This is a genomic window from Vagococcus sp. WN89Y, from assembly GCF_052220145.1.
Classification (GTDB): domain Bacteria; phylum Pseudomonadota; class Gammaproteobacteria; order Enterobacterales; family Enterobacteriaceae; genus Kosakonia.
In genome coordinates this window covers 146,725-163,627 of record NZ_JBQPOM010000071.1, presented here as the reverse complement: position 1 = coordinate 163,627, position 16,903 = coordinate 146,725, and the positions used below count along the sequence as shown (strand labels likewise).

At 57.7% G+C, this 16,903-nt stretch carries 15 protein-coding genes; 8 read left to right on the top strand and 7 right to left on the bottom strand.

Features of this window, described 5'->3' with window-relative positions:
* Positions 1-7: 7 nt before the first annotated feature.
* The 3 genes from pncA to sppA all read right to left on the bottom strand — a co-directional run bounded on the left by pncA (position 8) and on the right by sppA (position 3,593).
* Positions 8-652 carry a bifunctional nicotinamidase/pyrazinamidase gene (pncA, locus tag ACTU3N_RS22260; protein ID WP_443088300.1) on the bottom strand — a complete coding sequence of 215 codons (645 nt, stop codon included), beginning with the start codon at positions 650-652 and terminating at the stop codon, positions 8-10.
* Positions 653-658: 6 nt separating this feature from the next.
* Positions 659-1,675, bottom strand: coding sequence for an asparaginase (ansA, locus tag ACTU3N_RS22255; protein WP_443088299.1), 1,017 nt, complete (start codon positions 1,673-1,675; stop codon positions 659-661).
* Positions 1,676-1,739: 64 nt separating this feature from the next.
* Complete coding sequence (gene sppA, locus ACTU3N_RS22250) at positions 1,740-3,593, bottom strand: signal peptide peptidase SppA (protein WP_443088298.1); 1,854 nt, start codon at positions 3,591-3,593, stop codon at positions 1,740-1,742.
* A gap of 162 nt (positions 3,594-3,755) precedes the next feature.
* Here sppA and ACTU3N_RS22245 point away from each other — a divergent pair, with 162 nt between their 5' ends.
* The gene (locus ACTU3N_RS22245; RefSeq protein ID WP_443088297.1) at positions 3,756-4,307 is read left to right on the top strand and encodes an NAD(P)H nitroreductase; all 552 of its coding nucleotides are present in this window, start codon (positions 3,756-3,758) and stop codon (positions 4,305-4,307) included.
* Between the two features lie 33 nt (positions 4,308-4,340).
* Here ACTU3N_RS22245 and phoC read toward each other — a convergent pair whose 3' ends face one another.
* Entirely contained in the window at positions 4,341-5,087 is a 747-nt protein-coding gene (phoC, locus tag ACTU3N_RS22240; RefSeq protein WP_443088296.1) for an acid phosphatase PhoC, read from the bottom strand.
* A gap of 276 nt (positions 5,088-5,363) precedes the next feature.
* Between phoC and selD the strand changes: the two genes are divergently transcribed.
* Together selD and ACTU3N_RS22230 are read left to right on the top strand one after the other, a co-directional pair.
* The gene (gene selD / locus ACTU3N_RS22235) at positions 5,364-6,407 is read left to right on the top strand and encodes a selenide, water dikinase SelD (RefSeq protein WP_443088295.1); all 1,044 of its coding nucleotides are present in this window, start codon (positions 5,364-5,366) and stop codon (positions 6,405-6,407) included.
* A 3-nt stretch (positions 6,408-6,410) separates the two neighbouring features.
* Complete coding sequence (locus ACTU3N_RS22230; RefSeq protein WP_443088294.1) at positions 6,411-8,369, top strand: DNA topoisomerase III; 1,959 nt, start codon at positions 6,411-6,413, stop codon at positions 8,367-8,369.
* A gap of 2 nt (positions 8,370-8,371) precedes the next feature.
* Here the strand turns inward: ACTU3N_RS22230 and gdhA are convergent, their stop codons facing one another.
* Positions 8,372-9,715, bottom strand: coding sequence for an NADP-specific glutamate dehydrogenase (gdhA, locus tag ACTU3N_RS22225; RefSeq protein ID WP_443088293.1), 1,344 nt, complete (start codon positions 9,713-9,715; stop codon positions 8,372-8,374).
* A 233-nt stretch (positions 9,716-9,948) separates the two neighbouring features.
* On the opposite strand from gdhA, the gene ACTU3N_RS22220 reads away from it, so the two are divergent.
* The gene (locus ACTU3N_RS22220) at positions 9,949-10,233 is read left to right on the top strand and encodes a DUF1496 domain-containing protein (RefSeq protein ID WP_443088292.1); all 285 of its coding nucleotides are present in this window, start codon (positions 9,949-9,951) and stop codon (positions 10,231-10,233) included.
* Here ACTU3N_RS22220 and ACTU3N_RS22215 read toward each other — a convergent pair.
* Positions 10,199-10,606 carry a pyrimidine (deoxy)nucleoside triphosphate diphosphatase gene (locus ACTU3N_RS22215; protein WP_443088291.1) on the bottom strand — a complete coding sequence of 136 codons (408 nt, stop codon included), beginning with the start codon at positions 10,604-10,606 and terminating at the stop codon, positions 10,199-10,201. The genes ACTU3N_RS22220 and ACTU3N_RS22215 overlap by 35 nt on opposite strands.
* 4 nt (positions 10,607-10,610) lie before the next feature.
* Entirely contained in the window at positions 10,611-11,417 is an 807-nt protein-coding gene (gene xthA / locus ACTU3N_RS22210; RefSeq protein ID WP_443088290.1) for an exodeoxyribonuclease III, read from the bottom strand.
* A gap of 434 nt (positions 11,418-11,851) precedes the next feature.
* On the opposite strand from xthA, the gene ACTU3N_RS22205 reads away from it, so the two are divergent.
* Genes ACTU3N_RS22205 through astB form a run of 4 tightly spaced genes read left to right on the top strand, consistent with a single transcriptional unit; the run spans position 11,852 to position 16,900 of the window.
* Positions 11,852-13,072, top strand: a complete 1,221-nt coding sequence (locus tag ACTU3N_RS22205; RefSeq protein ID WP_443088289.1) for an aspartate aminotransferase family protein — start codon at positions 11,852-11,854, stop codon at positions 13,070-13,072.
* On the top strand, positions 13,069-14,103 hold the full coding sequence (gene astA, locus ACTU3N_RS22200; protein ID WP_443088288.1) for an arginine N-succinyltransferase: 1,035 nt from the start codon (positions 13,069-13,071) through the stop codon (positions 14,101-14,103). The genes ACTU3N_RS22205 and astA overlap by 4 nt, the downstream gene beginning before the upstream one ends.
* The gene (astD, locus tag ACTU3N_RS22195; protein ID WP_443088287.1) at positions 14,100-15,578 is read left to right on the top strand and encodes a succinylglutamate-semialdehyde dehydrogenase; all 1,479 of its coding nucleotides are present in this window, start codon (positions 14,100-14,102) and stop codon (positions 15,576-15,578) included. Before astA ends, astD begins: the two co-directional genes overlap by 4 nt.
* A complete protein-coding gene (gene astB / locus ACTU3N_RS22190; protein ID WP_443088286.1) occupies positions 15,575-16,900 on the top strand; it encodes an N-succinylarginine dihydrolase in 1,326 nt (441 codons plus the stop codon). The genes astD and astB overlap by 4 nt, the downstream gene beginning before the upstream one ends.
* Positions 16,901-16,903 lie beyond the last annotated feature (3 nt).

The following is a 16,903-nucleotide window of genomic DNA, read 5'->3' as shown; positions in this document are numbered from 1 at the left end:
GTAAAACTCAGGCGTGGGTTTCCAGCCAGTCCGCCAGCGTATAGAGCGTCGCGCCTGCCCCCGCCATCGCCATAAACGCCTGCGCGCTATCCTGCGGCTGTAAATTGACGCCGCGACAACCGTCGGTGATGACGCTGACCTGATAGCCGAGCGCCAGCGCGTCCAGCACGGTAAACTTCACGCAGTAATCCGTCGCCAGTCCAAGAATTATCAGTTCGTCAATCTGCTGCTCGCGAAGCCAGCCATCGAGCTGCGTCTTTTCCCGGTGACAATTGTCAAAAAACGCGCTGTAGCTGTCTATCTTCGGGTTTTCGCCTTTGTGAAAAAGCGCATCAATCGCCTGCTGCTTCAGCAACGGATGCAGCGCGGCACCGTCGCTGCCCTGCACGCAGTGATCCGGCCAGAAAGTTTGCGCCAGACCATCCAGCACACCCTGACTGAACGGTTCAACAGCGTGCTGGCTGGCGAAACTGCCATGCCCGGCAGGGTGCCAGTCCTGGCTTGCCAGCACGGCTTCGCCGCGCGCTTTGCACCAGTCAATTAATACGTTGGCGACATCCACCGTGCTGTCGCCTTCGGCCACGGCCAGCGCGCCACCGGCGCAGAAATCATTCTGAATATCGACCAGCAATAATGCACGTTGTGTCATCATTCCCCCTTATTCATCCGGCGTCAGTTCGCCGCGCAAATTCTGCGTCATTGCCGTGCGGATAGCACTGGCATCCAGCCCCTGGCTTAACAAATAGTGCAGCTTGGTCAGCGTGGCTTCTACCGTCATATCGGCTCCGCCAATAACACCGACGTGGGCGAGGGCGTTGCCGGTGGCGTAACCCCCCATATTCACCTTGCCGGACATGCACTGTGTCAGATTCACCACCACAATACCCCGCGCGCTTGCTTCCTGTAATTCTTTGAGAAACTCACCGTTTTGCGGCGCATTACCCACGCCGTAGGAGCGCAGGATCAGCGCTTTAACCGGCTGGCGCAGAAAGTTTCGCACCACATCGGCAGAGATGCCGGGGTAAATCGTCACCACGCCAATCGGCTGCGGCGTAATCGGGTGAACAATCAGCTCGCCAGTCGTACCGGGTGCCGGTGGAGTGTTGAGCCTGCGGATATGAATGCCGGCCTCCAGCAACGGTGCAAGATTTGGCGAGGCGAAGGCGTTAAAACCGTCGGCGTGCGCTTTCGTGGTGCGGTTGCCGCGATAGAGCCGGTTATTAAAAAACAGCGTCACTTCATTAATGGGAAAGTTCGCCGCGACATATAACGCATTCAGCAGATTGATTTGCCCGTCGGAACGCAGCTCGGCGAGGGGGATTTGTGACCCTGTCACAATGACCGGTTTGCTGAGATTCTCCAGCATAAACGACAGCGCTGAAGCCGTGTAGGCCATGGTATCGGTGCCGTGCAGGATGACAAAACCGTCATACTCGTCGTAATGATCTTTAATATCCTCGGCGATATGCTGCCAGTCTTCAGGCGTCATATCTGAAGAATCCATCAGCGGCGCATATTCGTGAATGGTAAAGTCCGGCATCTCCGGGCGGTGGAATTCCGGCATCAGCGCCAGCTGGCGCTGCAAATGACCGGAGACCGGCACGTAGCCATGTTCAGAGCGTTGCATACCAATGGTGCCGCCGGTATAGGCAACGTAAATGGATTTCTTTTGCATGATAGTGGGTTCTTACCGCATCAAAAAAATCCCCTCCGTCAGGAGGGGACAGCGTGTTGTGATTTTAGCGGATAGTGGCGCAGTTGAGGCACAGCGCATAGCGATTTTGCGGGTCGTTAAACACCGCCAGCTTGTCGGCTTCGTTTTTTACTTCAAGAGCGGCACTGGCCAGCGGCGCGGGGAGCCACGCCTGCAATGCCTGCGGCAGTATCGCGCGTGCGGAGCCGGACATGCTGTCCAGCGCGCGATCGAAGAAGCTCGGCTCCTGCTCGTAGTAATCCACATGCCACTGCTTAAGCTTCGCCAGCTCGGCGGCTTTTGCCAGCGCGTCATCAAAGTCACCCAACGCATCGACCAGGCCGTTTGCTTTAGCATCTTCGCCAGTCCAGACGTGACCCTGGGCAATTTTGTCGATTTGCGCCGGCGTGCTGTTGCGGGACTTCGCCACCAGCGTGATAAAGCGCTGATAACCGTTCTCAATGCTCAGCTGCATCATCTCAGAGACCTGTGCAGGCAGTGCTTTGGTGATGCTGACATCCGCCAGCGGCGACGTGGCAACGCCGTCCGTATGCACGCCAATGGTTGCAAGGCTATCCTGCAGGGTGTTAATCACGCCAAAAATACCAATAGAGCCGGTCAGGGTGCTGGCGTTGGCAATGATGTAATTCGCCGGTGTGGAGATCCAGTAGCCGCCGGAGGCAGCCATACCGCCCATTGAAACCACCACCGGTTTGCCTGCCGCGCGGGCGGCGACAAGCTCGGCGCGAATGGTTTCTGAGGCGCTGACGCTGCCGCCTGGGCTGTTAACCCGCAGCACGATAGCTTTCACTTTCGGGTCCAGACGCGCGTCGCGGATTTGCGATGCGGTGGTGTCGCCGCCCACATTCCCCGGCGTTTCTTCCCCATCCATAATTGCCCCGTTGGCGAAGACCACGGCGATGGTATCACCCACATCGCTCGGTTTTTTCAGCGGGTAATCATAAAGGCTAACCGCGCGGAAGTTTTTGCTGTCGTTGTCCCAGCCAAACTGTTTCACCAGCGCTTTTTCCGCCTGCGGTGCGGAGCCAAGCTCATCAACAAGCTTATTCTCCAGCGCGTATTTACCGGTATCGCCGCCGGTTTTACGCAGCCCTTCAATCACCGCATCGGCGCCCGGGAACACTTGCTGAGGGGTGATTTGGCGGTTAGCCGCGATGGTCGTTAAATAGTTATTCCACAGCTCGCCAATCCAGCGGCTGTCTGCTTCGCGCGCCGCATCCGACATATTGTCGCGGATAAACGGTTCCACCGCAGATTTATAGGTTCCGACGCGGAACACATGGGTGGTGACCTTGAGCTTCTCAAGCAGGGTTTTGTAATACAGGCCGTTGGTGGCGAAGCCGTGCAGGTCAACCACGCCGTCCGGGGAGAGCCAGATTTTGTTGGCGAAGCTTGCCAGGTAATACTGCCCCTGACTGTAATTATCACCGATTGCATAAACTGGTTTGCCGCTGTCGCGGAACTCGCGCAGCGCCTTGCCGATATACTGCATCGAAGGCTGATCGGCTCCGGCGAAGTTTTTCAGATCCATCACGATGCCGGTGATATTACGGTCAGCCTGTGCCTGGCGGATGGTTTCCACGATGTCGAACAGCGAGTTTTCCTGCAGGCGATCGGAGCTGGCGCCAAAGAACTGGCGGCCCAGCGCGCCAAGCCTGCTGCTGGAGCTGGGTTTATCGACAATCACGCCAGAAATATCCAGCAGCAATGCGCCACGGCTGCTGTGCTCGGCTTTGCCGTTATTGAGCTGCATCCAGACGCCAACGCAAACCAGCACGAGTAAAATGAAAAATATATTCAGCACCAGATTGCGGATAAAGTTCAGCAATCGCCAGGTCCACCTGAAAAAGCCGGCAATAATTCGCCAAAGTGTACGCATGTCTTCTCCCTGGGAGTTAAAGGTTACCGCAGCCCTGCGCGGTAAAGTGTGGTTATCCTAATTATCCGGCTGCCTCTTGTCAGCAGGAATCGCCTCCATGCTGTAACAATTTCCGCACCCGTGTTAATTTTATAAATAAATTTCAACACAGGAGTTTAACTAATGGATGCACTTGAGCTGCTGGTCAACCGACGCAGCGCTTCACGGCTGGCAGAACCAGCCCCGGCGGGTGAACAACTGGAGAATATTTTACGTGCGGGTATGCGCGCGCCGGATCACGGTACGCTGCAACCCTGGCACTTTTTTGTGATTGACGGCGAAGGCCGCGAGCGGTTCAGCAAGGTACTGGAGCAGGGGGCGATGGCCACCGGTCAGGACGAGAAGGGCGTTGAGAAAGCCCGCACTTCGCCGTTTCGTGCGCCGCTTATCATCACCGTGGTGGCGAAGTGCCAGCCGCATCATAAAGTGCCCGAATGGGAGCAACTGCTCTCGGCAGGCTGTGCGGTGATGGCGATGCAGATGGCCGCGCTCGCGCAGGGGTTCAACGGTATCTGGCGCACCGGGCCGCTGGTGGACAGCCCGGCGGTGCGCGACGCCTTTGGCTGTGGCGAGCACGATAAAGTGGTTGGCTTCCTTTATTTAGGCACGCCGCAGCTTAAAGCGTCTACCACCGTGGCAGTGGCGGACACCGCGCCGTTTGTCACGCGCTTCTGATAACCACGCGCGTTCAAATGAACGCGCGTTTTCTTATTTATGCTTTGCGGCAAACTCTTCTTTTGCTTTCTGTAATTGCTGCTGGAACGCCGGGTTCGTGTGCAGCGTCGCCACTACGGCTGAGCCGACAATTCGCGCGGCGTCCACGTCACTCTGCCAGTGGTAGCCACAAATAACACGGCTTTGCCCCAAATCATAACCACGCTTAAGGATTTCGTTCTGGCGCTGAGGATTGATTTCCGCCAGCACCAGCGCCGTAGCCCAGCCAATAGAGGTATGACCGGAAGGATACGAGCCATTTTTCGACAGCGTATCCTGATCTTTCGTATTGCAAGTAGCGGTGCCGTAAAAGACGAACGGGCGAATACGCATATATTTCTGCTTGGCGCTGCGCGTTGCCAGATCGCCCGCATCTTCAATCATATTGGTTAACAGTTTATGCAGCGCGGGCGAGTCGTTCTCGGTGATTGGCGAGCCGAAGGCCGCAGAGAACGCATTAGCTACGCCGCCGCTGCTCAGGTTGGCATCTTCCGCCGCTTGCTTGCCGCGCGGTGTATTACGCAGCAGGCGACTCTGTTCGTACATGGCCTGATCGTTGAGAAACGCGATGCTTCCCACTTCTGGCGGAGGCGGCAGCAGCGCGAGACTGTCGATGGCCTGGTCGTTTTTCAGATAGTAGAGCGACGGTTTGGTCGTGGCATCGTTACCGGCCGGGACAAGCGCCCAGGCGTTGGCGCAAAAGAGACTGGCAAGGCAAAAAGCCATCATGTTTTTTTTCATTTGATTTCCTTTCTGCGAAGATTTAATGCACCGGAATACGGCGTGTAACATTTCTGTCATATTTAGTAAAAGCAAAAAAAAAACAGAAAAAATTGCGGTAAATCACAAAATGGGCCGATGTAAGTAACCAGGCATGAGCGAATGCGTGAAAAATCATCACCCTGGCGCGCTAATTCGCTCGCTTAATGAGCAGTAGCGCGCGAATTAAGCGTGCCGGACTTACCACCTTAGCGTTTGGGCGCTACCATAGCGGGATTGCAATGACAGGAGATGTCCATGAGCGAGCAAACTATTCGTTTAACGCAGTACAGTCACGGCGCGGGCTGCGGCTGTAAAATTTCCCCCAAAGTGCTGGATACTATCCTGCACAGCGAGCAGGCGAAGTTTCTCGATCCGAACTTGCTGGTGGGTAACGAAACGCGCGACGATGCCGCCGTTTACGATTTAGGTAACGGCACGTGTGTCATCAGCACTACCGACTTTTTTATGCCTATCGTCGACGACCCCTTCGACTTTGGGCGTATCGCTGCCACTAACGCAATAAGCGACATTTTCGCCATGGGCGGTAAGCCGATTATGGCCATTGCTATTTTGGGCTGGCCTGTAAACACGCTTGCGCCAGAAATTGCCCGCGAGGTTATCGACGGCGGGCGTTTTGCCTGCCAGCAGGCGGGCATTGCACTGGCCGGTGGTCATTCCATTGATGCGCCGGAACCGATTTTCGGCCTGGCGGTGACGGGCGTCGTGCCCACCGCGCGGGTGAAGAAAAACAGCACCGCCCAGGCGGGTTGCAAACTGTTCCTCACCAAGCCGCTCGGTATTGGCGTACTGACCACCGCCGAGAAAAAATCCCTGCTTAAACCTGAGCACGTTGGTCTTGCTACAGAAGTGATGTGCCGGATGAATATCGCAGGCGCGGCATTTGCCGATATCGATGGGGTAAAAGCGATGACCGACGTTACCGGTTTTGGCCTGCTTGGGCACCTGAGCGAGATGTGCCAGGGCGCGGGCGTGCAGGCGCAAATCAGCTATCAGGACGTGCCGAAACTGCCAGGCGTTGAAGAGTATATCGCCCAGGGCGCGGTGCCGGGCGGCACGCAGCGTAACTTTGCCAGCTACGGTCACCTGATGGGCGAGATGCCTGATGCCGTGCGCGATCTGTTATGCGATCCGCAAACCTCCGGTGGTTTGCTGCTGGCGGTGACGCCGGAGGCGGAAGCCATCGTCAAAGCCACGGCGGCGGAGTTTGGTATCGAGCTGAGCGCAATCGGCGAGCTTGTCAGCGCACGCGGCGGTCGCCCGATGATCGAGATCCGTTAATTAATGCGTCTTTTTATTGCCGAAAAGCCCAGTCTGGCTCGCGCTATTGCGGATGTGTTGCCAAAGCCGCATCGCAGAGGCGATGGCTATATTGAGTGCGGTAACGGTCAGGTGGTGACCTGGTGTATCGGTCACCTGCTTGAACAGGCGCAGCCGGATGCTTACGACAGTCGCTACGCGCGCTGGAACCTGGCCGACTTGCCGATTGTGCCGGAAAAGTGGCAGCTACAGCCACGCGCCTCGGTGCTCAAGCAGATAAACGTTATCAAGCGTCTGCTCAACGATGCCAGCGAAGTGGTGCATGCCGGTGACCCGGATCGCGAAGGGCAGCTGCTGGTGGACGAAGTGTTGGATTACCTGCAACTGCCTGCTGAGAAGCGCCAGCGGGTGCAGCGCTGCCTGATTAACGATCTCAACCCGCAGGCGGTGGAACGGGCGATTGAGCGGCTGCGCGCAAACAGCGAGTTTATCCCGCTGTGTGTTTCCGCGCTGGCGCGCGCCCGCGCCGACTGGCTTTATGGCATCAACATGACCCGCGCCTGGACACTGTTGGGCCGCAATGCAGGCTATCAGGGCGTGCTGTCAGTAGGACGCGTGCAGACGCCGGTGCTGGGGCTGGTGGTGCGCCGCGACGAAGAGATTGAAAACTTCGTGGCGAAAGATTTTTTCGAGGTCAAAGCGCATATCGTGACGCCTGCCGGGGAGCGCTTCACCGCGCAGTGGCAGCCGAGCGATGCCTGCGAGTCCTGGCAGGACGAAGAGGGGCGTTTGCTGCATCGCCCGCTGGCTGAACATGTGGTCAACCGTATCACCGGTCAGCCTGCCATTGTTACCGCTTATAATGATAAACGGGAATCGGAACTGGCTCCGCTGCCGTTTTCGCTCTCGGCGCTGCAAATTGAAGCAGCGAAAAAGTACGGCCTGAGCGCGCAAACGGTGCTGGATATTTGCCAGAAGCTGTATGAAACCCACAAGCTTATCACCTACCCGCGTTCGGATTGTCGCTATCTGCCGGAGGAGCACTACGCCGGGCGGCATGCGGTGCTGAATGCCATCGGCGCGCACGCGCCGGACTTGCTGCCCCAGCCGGTGGTTGATCCGGAAAAACGTAACCGCTGCTGGGATGATAAAAAGGTGGACGCGCACCACGCGATTATCCCGACCGCGCGCGCCTCGAAAGTAAATCTGACCGACAACGAGGCCAATATCTATAACCTCGTGGCCCGCCAGTATCTGATGCAGTTCTGCCCGGATGCGGTGTTTCGCAAATGCCAGATAGATCTTGATATCGCCAACGGTAAGTTTATCGCCAAAGCTCGCTTCCTGGCGGAGGCTGGCTGGCGCACGTTGCTGGGCTCGAAAGAGCGCGACGAAGAGAACGACGGTACGCCGCTGCCGGTGGTGGCGAAAGACGATGAGCTGTTATGCGAAAAAGGCGAAGTGGTGGCGCGCCAGACCCAGCCGCCGCGCCATTTTACCGATGCCACGCTGCTCTCTGCGATGACCGGTATCGCCCGCTTTGTGCAGGATAAAGATCTGAAAAAGATCCTGCGGGCAACCGATGGGCTGGGCACTGAAGCGACTCGCGCCGGGATTATCGAGCTGCTGTTCAGGCGCGGTTTTCTTATCAAGAAAGGGCGGTATATTCATGCCACTGAGCCTGGCAGAGCGCTGATTCACTCTCTGCCTGAAATGGCCGCACGGCCAGATATGACCGCGCACTGGGAGTCGGTACTGACGCAAATCAGCGAAAAGCAGTGCCGCTACCAGGACTTTATGCAGCCGCTGGTCGGCACGCTGCATGAGCTCATTCGCCAGGCGCGCAACACGCCGGTGCGCCAGTTCCGTGGCCTGGTCGCTCCCGATGCCGGGCAAAAGGCGAAAAAGCCAGCGGCGAAAAGCCGGGGGAAAAAGCGCCCGCCTGCGTCGCAGACGGGAGAAGACAACGCCGCGCCGGTGTAGCCTCAGATAACGCCCTGCGCCAGCATCGCATCGGCAACTTTGACAAAGCCTGCGATGTTGGCGCCGCGCACGTAATGCGTCTGTTTGCTCTCGCCGCCGTATTCCACGCAAGCCTGGTGAATGTCGAGCATAATATGGTGCAGGCGTGCATCCACTTTTTCCGCTTTCCAGCTCAGACGGGCGGCATTTTGCGCCATCTCCAGACCTGACGTTGCCACACCACCGGCATTGGCCGCTTTACCCGGCGCAAACAGCACGCCCGCCTCCAGAAACAGATCGGTTGCCGCAATAGTCGTTGGCATGTTAGCGCCTTCAGCAACGGCCTTCACGCCGTTAGCGATAAGCTTGCGCGCAGCATCCACGTCCAGCTCATTTTGCGTGGCGCACGGCAGCGCGATATCCACAGGCACTGACCAGGGCTGCTGGCCTTCGAGATAATGGAGGCCGAATTCGCGCGCATAATCCGCCACGCGGCCATCACGGCTGGCTTTTATCTCGCACAGTCGCGCCAGTTTTTCCGGCGTAAAACCTGCTTCGTCCACTACGGTACCGGCAGAGTCTGACACCGTTATCACGCGCGCGCCGAAGGCCATCGCTTTTTCGATAGCATACTGCGCGACGTTACCCGAACCGGAGACCGCCACGCGCATCCCTTCCAGACCCAGGCCGTGGCGCGACAGCATCGCTTCGGTGAAATACACCAGACCGTAACCGGTGGCTTCCGGGCGAATTAAACTGCCGCCAAACGACAGCCCCTTACCGGTAAACACGCAGGCGGTGTTATTGGAAAGTTTCTTCATCATGCCCGCCATAAAGCCCACTTCGCGTGCGCCGACGCCAATATCGCCTGCCGGTACGTCAGTATCGGCACCGAGGTGACGGTAAAGTTCTGTCACCAGCGCCTGGCAAAAACGCATCACTTCACCATCGCTTTTGCCTTTGGGGTCAAAATCGCTGCCGCCTTTCCCCCCGCCCATCGGCAGCGTGGTCAGCGCATTTTTAAAGGTTTGTTCAAAGCCGAGAAACTTAAGAATCGATAAGTTAACCGAGGGGTGAAAACGCATACCGCCTTTGAACGGGCCGATGGCGGAGCTGAACTGAACGCGCCAGGCCCGGTTCACCTGCACCTGATTGCGGTCATCCACCCAGGCGACGCGAAACTGGATAACGCGCTCTGGCTCAACCAGCCGCTCAAGCAATGAGAGCTGGCGATAGCGGGGATTTTGTTCGAGATACGGCCACAGCGTGGTCATCACCTCGCGAACCGCCTGGGAGAACTCCGGCTGGTGCGGGTCGCGTTGTTGTACGTGCGTAAGAAAAGCGTCAAGCGAGCGTGTCTGATCCATAGAAAGTGTTTTCTCTTATTGTTAGCGTGTGTTTGTTGCGATTGCGGGCGCGTTTGCAGGCCCTTCGGGACTATACCACTCGCTATGTGTCAGGCCGCAAGGAGAAATTTTGCTCACCAGGCATTTTAATAATATCGGCGCAGTCATAACTAAAAGCGATGACAAAGAGGAGTAAAGCTGGCGAGAAGAGATCCGTTATAGTAATAGAAGAAAACAAACAGTAAGGGCAGGTTATGAGCCGTTTTATGTGGATAGCAGCGTTAATGATGGTGGCCACGAGCAGTGCGCTGGCCGAGCGTTTTCCGTCGCCCAATGTTGAAGTACAGGTGCCGCCGGAGGTGTTCAGTTCCGGTGGGCGTACGCAAACGTCGCAGCCCTGTATTCAGTGCTGCGTGTACGCTAATCAGAACTATTCGGAAGGGTCGGTGATAAAAACCGAAGGCATACTGCTGCAATGCCAGCGTGATGAGCGCACGCTGTCGACTAACCCGCTGGTCTGGCGGCGCGTGCAGCCATAAACGCGTCCAGCAACGGGATGTCCGCCGGGGCCAGCGCGTAGTTCCGCGCCTGCTCCGGGGTACACCATGCCAGCGCGCTATGGTAATGGCGCGTCGGTTCTCCGGCGAAAGAGGGCACATGCCAGGCATGCAGATGGATTAACCGCCCGGAGACTTCGCGGCAGTGGCTTGCGATATAGCGCGCGGGCCGGGCGTCAATGCCCAGCTCCTCGCGCAACTCACGTATCAACGCCTGCGGCTGGGTTTCACCGGCTTCGACTTTGCCGCCGGCAAACTCCCACAGCCCGGCCTGGTCGGCGTGCGGCGGGCGTTGAGCAAGTAAAATCTTGCCGTCGCGCTCAATGATTGCCGCCACAACGTCGAGGGTTTTCATCGCATCAGACCTTAAAGGTTGCCCAGACCGGCGCGTGATCGGACGGCTTTTCCATGCTGCGGATGTCGTAATCAATCCCGGTTTCGATGCAGCGCTCCGCCAGCGGTTTGCTTGCCAGCAGCAAATCGATACGCAGGCCGCGGTTATCATCAAACCCTTTTGAGCGATAATCAAACCACGAGAAACGATCCTGAGTGTCCGGGTGCGCTTCGCGGAAGGTATCCACCAGCCCCCAGCCTTTCAGCCGCTCCATCCACTCGCGCTCTTCCGGCAGGAACGAGCACTTACCGGTACGCAGCCAGCGCTTACGGTTCTCTTCACCAATGCCGATATCCAAATCGGTCGGACTGATATTCATATCACCCATGATCAGCACCGGATTATCCTTTTTGAGTTCGTTATCGAGGAAATTTTGCAGATCCTGGTAGAACTTCTCTTTCGCCGGGAATTTTACCGGATGGTCGCGGCTTTCCCCCTGCGGGAAGTAGCCGTTGATCACCGTGACAGTGCCCATCGGCGAGGGCAGCTCCGCCATAATAATACGGCGCTGCGCTTCTTCACCGTCGTTCGGGAAACCGCGACGCACCGAAATCGGCGTCTCTTTGGTCAACAGCGCGACACCATAATGACCTTTTTGGCCGTGGTAAAAAACGTTGTAACCGAGACGCACCACATCCTCCAGCGGAAACATATCGTCGTGGACTTTCGTCTCCTGCAAACCAATTACGTCGGGCTGGTGTTTTTCGACAAGCGCTTCAAGCTGGTGAGGGCGGGCGCGCAGGCCATTGATATTAAAAGAGACAAATTTCATAGTCGCAGCTAACCAAGGGAGTGAGAGATGCAAGGATGTTAGCAGAGATTATCTGGCAGAACCGCCACTTATTTACATCGTTAATATCAATGGGGCAAAAAACGCGCCAGTTGCTCCGTTATGGTGCGTAATGCGCGATAACAGGGCGTTCTGTCAGAATAAATTTCGTTGATGATCACAGTTCCAGAATTATATCTGTTGAATGCATAAAATAACGCTAATGTTGCCCAATATCCTCCTGCAGTAAAAAATTATTCACTTATTATGCAATTATAGTGAATAGCGTCCGGTTGTAACTCATTGATATTTCGCTATGGCATTCGCTTTATGCATTTTTAACGCTGGCTGGCACGAACCCTGCAACCTACATTTACAGCGAAATGTTCATAATTACTTAACAATTAATCAACCTATTATTTACCGGTGAGGCCGCTATGACCCAGTCAGTTACGCGTGAAAATTTCGACCAATGGATGCTACCTGTCTATGCGCCAGCGTCTTTTATCCCGGTACGCGGTGAAGGATCGCGCCTGTGGGATCAAGCGGGGAAAGAGTATATCGACTTTGCCGGAGGGATAGCGGTAAACGCGCTGGGCCACGCGAACCCGGCGCTGCGTAAGGCTCTGGAGGAACAGGCAGCAAAATTCTGGCATACCGGGAACGGCTATACCAACGAGCCGGTGTTACGGCTGGCGAAACGCCTGCTGGATGCCACCTTTGCCGATCGCGCCTTTTTTTGCAACTCCGGAGCGGAAGCTAACGAAGCCGCGCTGAAACTGGCGCGGAAATATGCCCATGACACCTACGGGGCGCAAAAAAGCACCATCGTCGCCTTCAATAATGCCTTTCATGGCCGCACGCTGTTTACCGTCAGCGCAGGCGGGCAGCCTGCCTATTCGCAGGACTTTGCGCCGTTACCGCCGCAAATCCAGCACGCGCCCTATAACGATTTAGCCGCCGCACGCGCGCTGATTAATGACGACACCTGCGCCGTGATTGTCGAACCGATGCAGGGCGAAGGCGGCGTGGTGCCTGCGACCCAGGCGTTTTTGCAGGGGCTGCGCGAGCTGTGCACCCGCCACAATGCGCTGTTGATCTTTGATGAAGTGCAGACCGGCGTCGGGCGTACCGGCGAGCTGTATGCCTATATGCACTATGGCATCACCCCGGATGTCCTCACCACCGCCAAAGCGCTCGGCGGCGGTTTCCCGATTGGCGCGATGCTGACGACCGAAACATTCGGCAAGGTAATGGTTGTGGGTACGCACGGCACCACTTACGGCGGCAACCCGCTGGCGGGCGCGGTAGCGGGCGCGGTGTTAGACACGGTTAATACCCGGGCATTTCTTGATGGCGTCAAACAGCGCCATCAGTGGTTCACGGAGCAACTTAGCGCACTGAACGCCCGTTACGCACTGTTTACAGAGATCCGTGGGCTTGGCTTGCTGATCGGTTGCCAGTTAACGGAACAGTACGCCGGCAAAGCGAAACAACTGCTGCAACTGGCCGCGCAGGAAGGGGTGATGGTGATGGTCGCAGGCGCAAGCGTCGTGCGCTTTGCACCGGCGCTGAATATCAGTGAAGACGAGGTGCGTCATGGGCTGGAGCGTTTTGCCCGCGCGTGTGAAAAATTTGCTCTGGAGTCCTCATCATGATGGTTATCCGCCCTGTTGCGCAAAACGATCTGCCCGCGCTGCTCGCCCTGGCCGGGAAAACCGGCGGCGGACTGACTTCGCTTCCGGTCGATGAAGCCACACTTGGCGCGCGCATTGAGCGCTCGCAGCGTACGTGGCGTAGCGAACTGCCGGTGGCCGATCAGGGGTTTGTGTTTGTGCTGGAGGAGAGCGAAAGCGGCGACGTGGCGGGGATCTGCGCTATCGAAGTGGCGGTGGGGCTAAATGACCCCTGGTACAACTACCGCGTCGGTACACAGGTGCACGCCTCGAAAGAACTGAATGTGTACAACGCGTTGCCGACGCTGTTTCTGAGTAACGATCACACCGGCAGCAGCGAGTTATGCACCCTGTTTCTTGACCCTGCCTGGCGCAAAGAGGGTAACGGCTACTTGCTGTCAAAATCACGCTTTCTGTTTATGGCTGCGTTTCGCGATCGCTTTAATGAAAAAGTGGTGGCGGAGATGCGCGGGGTGATTGATGAGCAGGGGTTTTCACCGTTCTGGGACAGCCTCGGCAAGCGCTTTTTCTCGATGGATTTTAGCCGCGCAGATTACCTGTGCGGCACCGGGCAGAAAGCCTTTATTGCTGAGCTGATGCCAAAACATCCTATCTACACGCACTTTCTCAGCGCCGAAGCCCAGGCGGTGATTGGCGAGGTGCATCCGCAGACCGCGCCTGCGCGTGCGGTGCTGGAAAAAGAGGGCTTTCGTTACCGCAACTATATCGACATTTTCGACGGCGGGCCGACGCTTGAGTGCGATATCGATCGGGTGCGGGCTATCCGTAAAAGTCGGCTGGTGGATGTCGCAACCGGCCAGCGCGCCCCCGGCGAGTGGCCAGCCTGTATGGTCGCTAACGAACAGTATCACCAGTTTCGCGCCATGCTTATTAACGCCGACCCGGCAACAGAGCGGTTGCTGCTAAGCCCCGCTGAGCTGGATGCACTGAAATGCCAGCCGGGCGATACGGTGCGCCTGGTTCGTCTTTGCGCTGAGGAGAAAACACAATGAGTTTATGGATCAAGGGTGAATGGGTAACAGGCCAGGGAGAACGGCGCGTAAAGACCAACCCGGTCAGTCGTGAAGCGCTGTGGCACGGGTATGACGCCAGCAGCGCGCAGGTTACGCAGGCTTATCAGGCCGCGCGTGACGCCTTCCCGCAGTGGGCGCGTAAACCACTGAGTGCACGCCAGGCGGTTGTGGAGAAATTTGCCGCCCTTCTTGAAAGCAACAAAAGCGCGCTGACGGATATTATCGCACGCGAAACCGGCAAGCCGCGCTGGGAAGCGGCGACAGAAGTGACGGCGATGATCAACAAAGCGGCCATTTCCGTGAAGGCGTACCACGCGCGAACCGGTGAGCAGCATACCGAACTGGCGGACGGTGCAGCCACGCTGCGCCATCGCCCACATGGCGTACTGGCGGTATTCGGGCCGTATAACTTCCCCGGCCATTTACCCAATGGTCATATTATTCCTGCGCTGCTGGCGGGTAATACGCTGCTGTTTAAACCAAGCGAGCTGACGCCCTGGAGCGGTGAGGCGGTGGTGAAACTGTGGGAGCAGGCGGGTCTGCCTGCCGGGGTACTCAATCTGTTGCAGGGCGGTCGGGAAACCGGCCAGGCGCTGAGTGCATTACCGGGGCTGGATGGGCTGCTCTTTACCGGCAGCGCCAGCACGGGGTATCAGTTGCATCGCCAGCTTGCCGGGCAGCCGGAGAAGATTCTGGCGCTGGAAATGGGCGGTAACAACCCGCTGATTGTGGAAGACCCGGACGATACCGATGCTGCCGTGCATCTGGCTATCCAGTCGGCGTTTATTACCGCCGGGCAGCGTTGCACCTGCGCGCGCCGTCTGCTGGTGAAGCGCTCTGCCGCCGGGGATGCTTTTATTACGCGTCTGGTTGAGGTCGCGTCGCGGTTGACGCCGCAAGCCTGGGATGCCGAGCCTCAGCCTTTTATGGGCGGCTTGATTTCGCCTGAAGCGGCGCAGAAGGTTTATCAGGCCTGGCAGGCGCATGAAGCGCGCGGCGGGAAAACGTTGCTGGCACCGCGCTTGCTGGCAGAAGGCACGTCGCTATTAAGTCCGGCGATAATTGAGATGACCGGGGTGGCCGATGTCCCGGATGAAGAAGTGTTCGGCCCGCTGCTGTGCGTCTGGCGTTACGATACCTTTGAGGAAGCCATTACGCTTGCGAACGCTACCCGCTACGGGCTGGCCTGCGGCCTGATTTCGCCGTCACGCGAAAAATTCGACCAGCTTTTGCTGGAGGCGCGCGCCGGGATCGTCAATTGGAACAAACCGCTTACCGGCGCGGCCAGTACCGCGCCGTTTGGCGGCGTGGGGGCCTCCGGTAACCACCGGGCGAGCGCATGGTACGCCGCGGATTACTGCGCGTGGCCGATGGCGAGCTTAGAGTCGCCAGCGTTAACCCTGCCGCAAACGCTCAGTCCGGGGCTGGATTTCACCCGTGAGACGCTGCCATGAAAACGCGTGAAGTGAATTTTGATGGCCTGGTGGGGCCAACGCACCACTACGCCGGGCTGTCGTTCGGTAACGAAGCCTCGACAAAGCACCGCTTTCAGATTTCCAACCCGAAGCTTGCGGCAAAACAGGGCTTGCTGAAAATGAAAGCGTTAGCCGATGACGGTTTTGCCCAGGCGGTGATCCCGCCGCATGAACGGCCCAATGTCCCGGTGCTGCGCCAGCTTGGCTTTAGCGGCAGCGATGAGCAGGTGGTGGAAAAGGCAGCATTACAGGCTCCGCTGCTGCTTTCCGCCGTCAGCTCAGCCTCTGCCATGTGGGTCGCGAACGCCGCCACGGTGTGCCCTTCAGCCGATGCGCTCGATGGCAAAGTGCATCTGACGGTGGCGAACCTCAACAACAAATTTCACCGCTCGATCGAAGCGCCCACCACGGAGGCGATACTGCGCGCAATATTTGGCGATGAAAATCGCTTCTGCGTGCATTCTGCGCTGCCGCAAGTGGCGATGTTTGGGGATGAAGGTGCCGCCAACCATAACCGTTTTGGCGGTGATTACGGCGAGCCGGGGGTGCAGCTTTTCGTCTACGGGCGCGAAGAGCGGCGCGATACATTCCCCACGCGTTACCCTGCGCGCCAGACGCTGGAAGCCAGCCAGGCGGTTGCCCGCATCAATCAGGTGCGCCCTGAGCAGGCTATTTTTGCCCGCCAGAACCCGGACGTTATCGACCAGGGCGTCTTTCATAATGATGTGATAGCGGTATCTAACCGGCAGGTGCTGTTTTGCCATGAGCTGGCGTTTGTCGATCAGCCACATCTCCTGGAGCAGCTACGCGCGAACGTCCCCGGTTTTACCGCCATCCAGGTGCCGCAAAGTGCCGTCAGCGTGGCAGAGGCGGTGGCAACGTACTTATTCAATAGCCAGTTAGTAAGCCGCGAGGACGGGCGCATGATGCTGGTGCTACCGCAGGAGTCGCAGGCGCACCCTGGCGTGTGGCGCTATCTCAACGAACTGCTGGCGGCAGATAACCCGATAAGCGAGCTGAAAGTGTTCGATCTGCGCGAAAGCATGGCCAACGGCGGCGGCCCGGCGTGCCTGCGCCTGCGCGTGGTGCTCAACGCAAAAGAACAGCAAGCACTGAACCCGGCGGTGATGATGAACGATAGCCTGTACGCCGCGCTGAATGCCTGGGTGGATAAGTACTATCGCGACCGGTTGACGCTGGCGGATTTAGCCGATCCGCAGTTGCTGCGTGAAAGTCGCGAAGCGCTGGATAGCCTGACGCAATTACTCTGTCTGGGTTCTGTTTACCCGTTCCAGCGCTAAGGG

Bases quoted from the DNA above. Each gene is read 5' to 3' on its own strand.
- pncA (WP_443088300.1), bottom strand. From the start codon at position 652: ATGATGACACAACGTGCATTATTGCTGGTCGATATTCAGAATGATTTC.
- ansA (WP_443088299.1), bottom strand. From the start codon at position 1,675: ATGCAAAAGAAATCCATTTACGTTGCCTATACCGGCGGCACCATTGGT.
- sppA (WP_443088298.1), bottom strand. From the start codon at position 3,593: ATGCGTACACTTTGGCGAATTATTGCCGGCTTTTTCAGGTGGACCTGG.
- ACTU3N_RS22245 (WP_443088297.1), top strand. From the start codon at position 3,756: ATGGATGCACTTGAGCTGCTGGTCAACCGACGCAGCGCTTCACGGCTG.
- phoC (WP_443088296.1), bottom strand. From the start codon at position 5,087: ATGAAAAAAAACATGATGGCTTTTTGCCTTGCCAGTCTCTTTTGCGCC.
- selD (WP_443088295.1), top strand. From the start codon at position 5,364: ATGAGCGAGCAAACTATTCGTTTAACGCAGTACAGTCACGGCGCGGGC.
- ACTU3N_RS22230 (WP_443088294.1), top strand. From the start codon at position 6,411: ATGCGTCTTTTTATTGCCGAAAAGCCCAGTCTGGCTCGCGCTATTGCG.
- gdhA (WP_443088293.1), bottom strand. From the start codon at position 9,715: ATGGATCAGACACGCTCGCTTGACGCTTTTCTTACGCACGTACAACAA.
- ACTU3N_RS22220 (WP_443088292.1), top strand. From the start codon at position 9,949: ATGAGCCGTTTTATGTGGATAGCAGCGTTAATGATGGTGGCCACGAGC.
- ACTU3N_RS22215 (WP_443088291.1), bottom strand. From the start codon at position 10,606: ATGAAAACCCTCGACGTTGTGGCGGCAATCATTGAGCGCGACGGCAAG.
- xthA (WP_443088290.1), bottom strand. From the start codon at position 11,417: ATGAAATTTGTCTCTTTTAATATCAATGGCCTGCGCGCCCGCCCTCAC.
- ACTU3N_RS22205 (WP_443088289.1), top strand. From the start codon at position 11,852: ATGACCCAGTCAGTTACGCGTGAAAATTTCGACCAATGGATGCTACCT.
- astA (WP_443088288.1), top strand. From the start codon at position 13,069: ATGATGGTTATCCGCCCTGTTGCGCAAAACGATCTGCCCGCGCTGCTC.
- astD (WP_443088287.1), top strand. From the start codon at position 14,100: ATGAGTTTATGGATCAAGGGTGAATGGGTAACAGGCCAGGGAGAACGG.
- astB (WP_443088286.1), top strand. From the start codon at position 15,575: ATGAAAACGCGTGAAGTGAATTTTGATGGCCTGGTGGGGCCAACGCAC.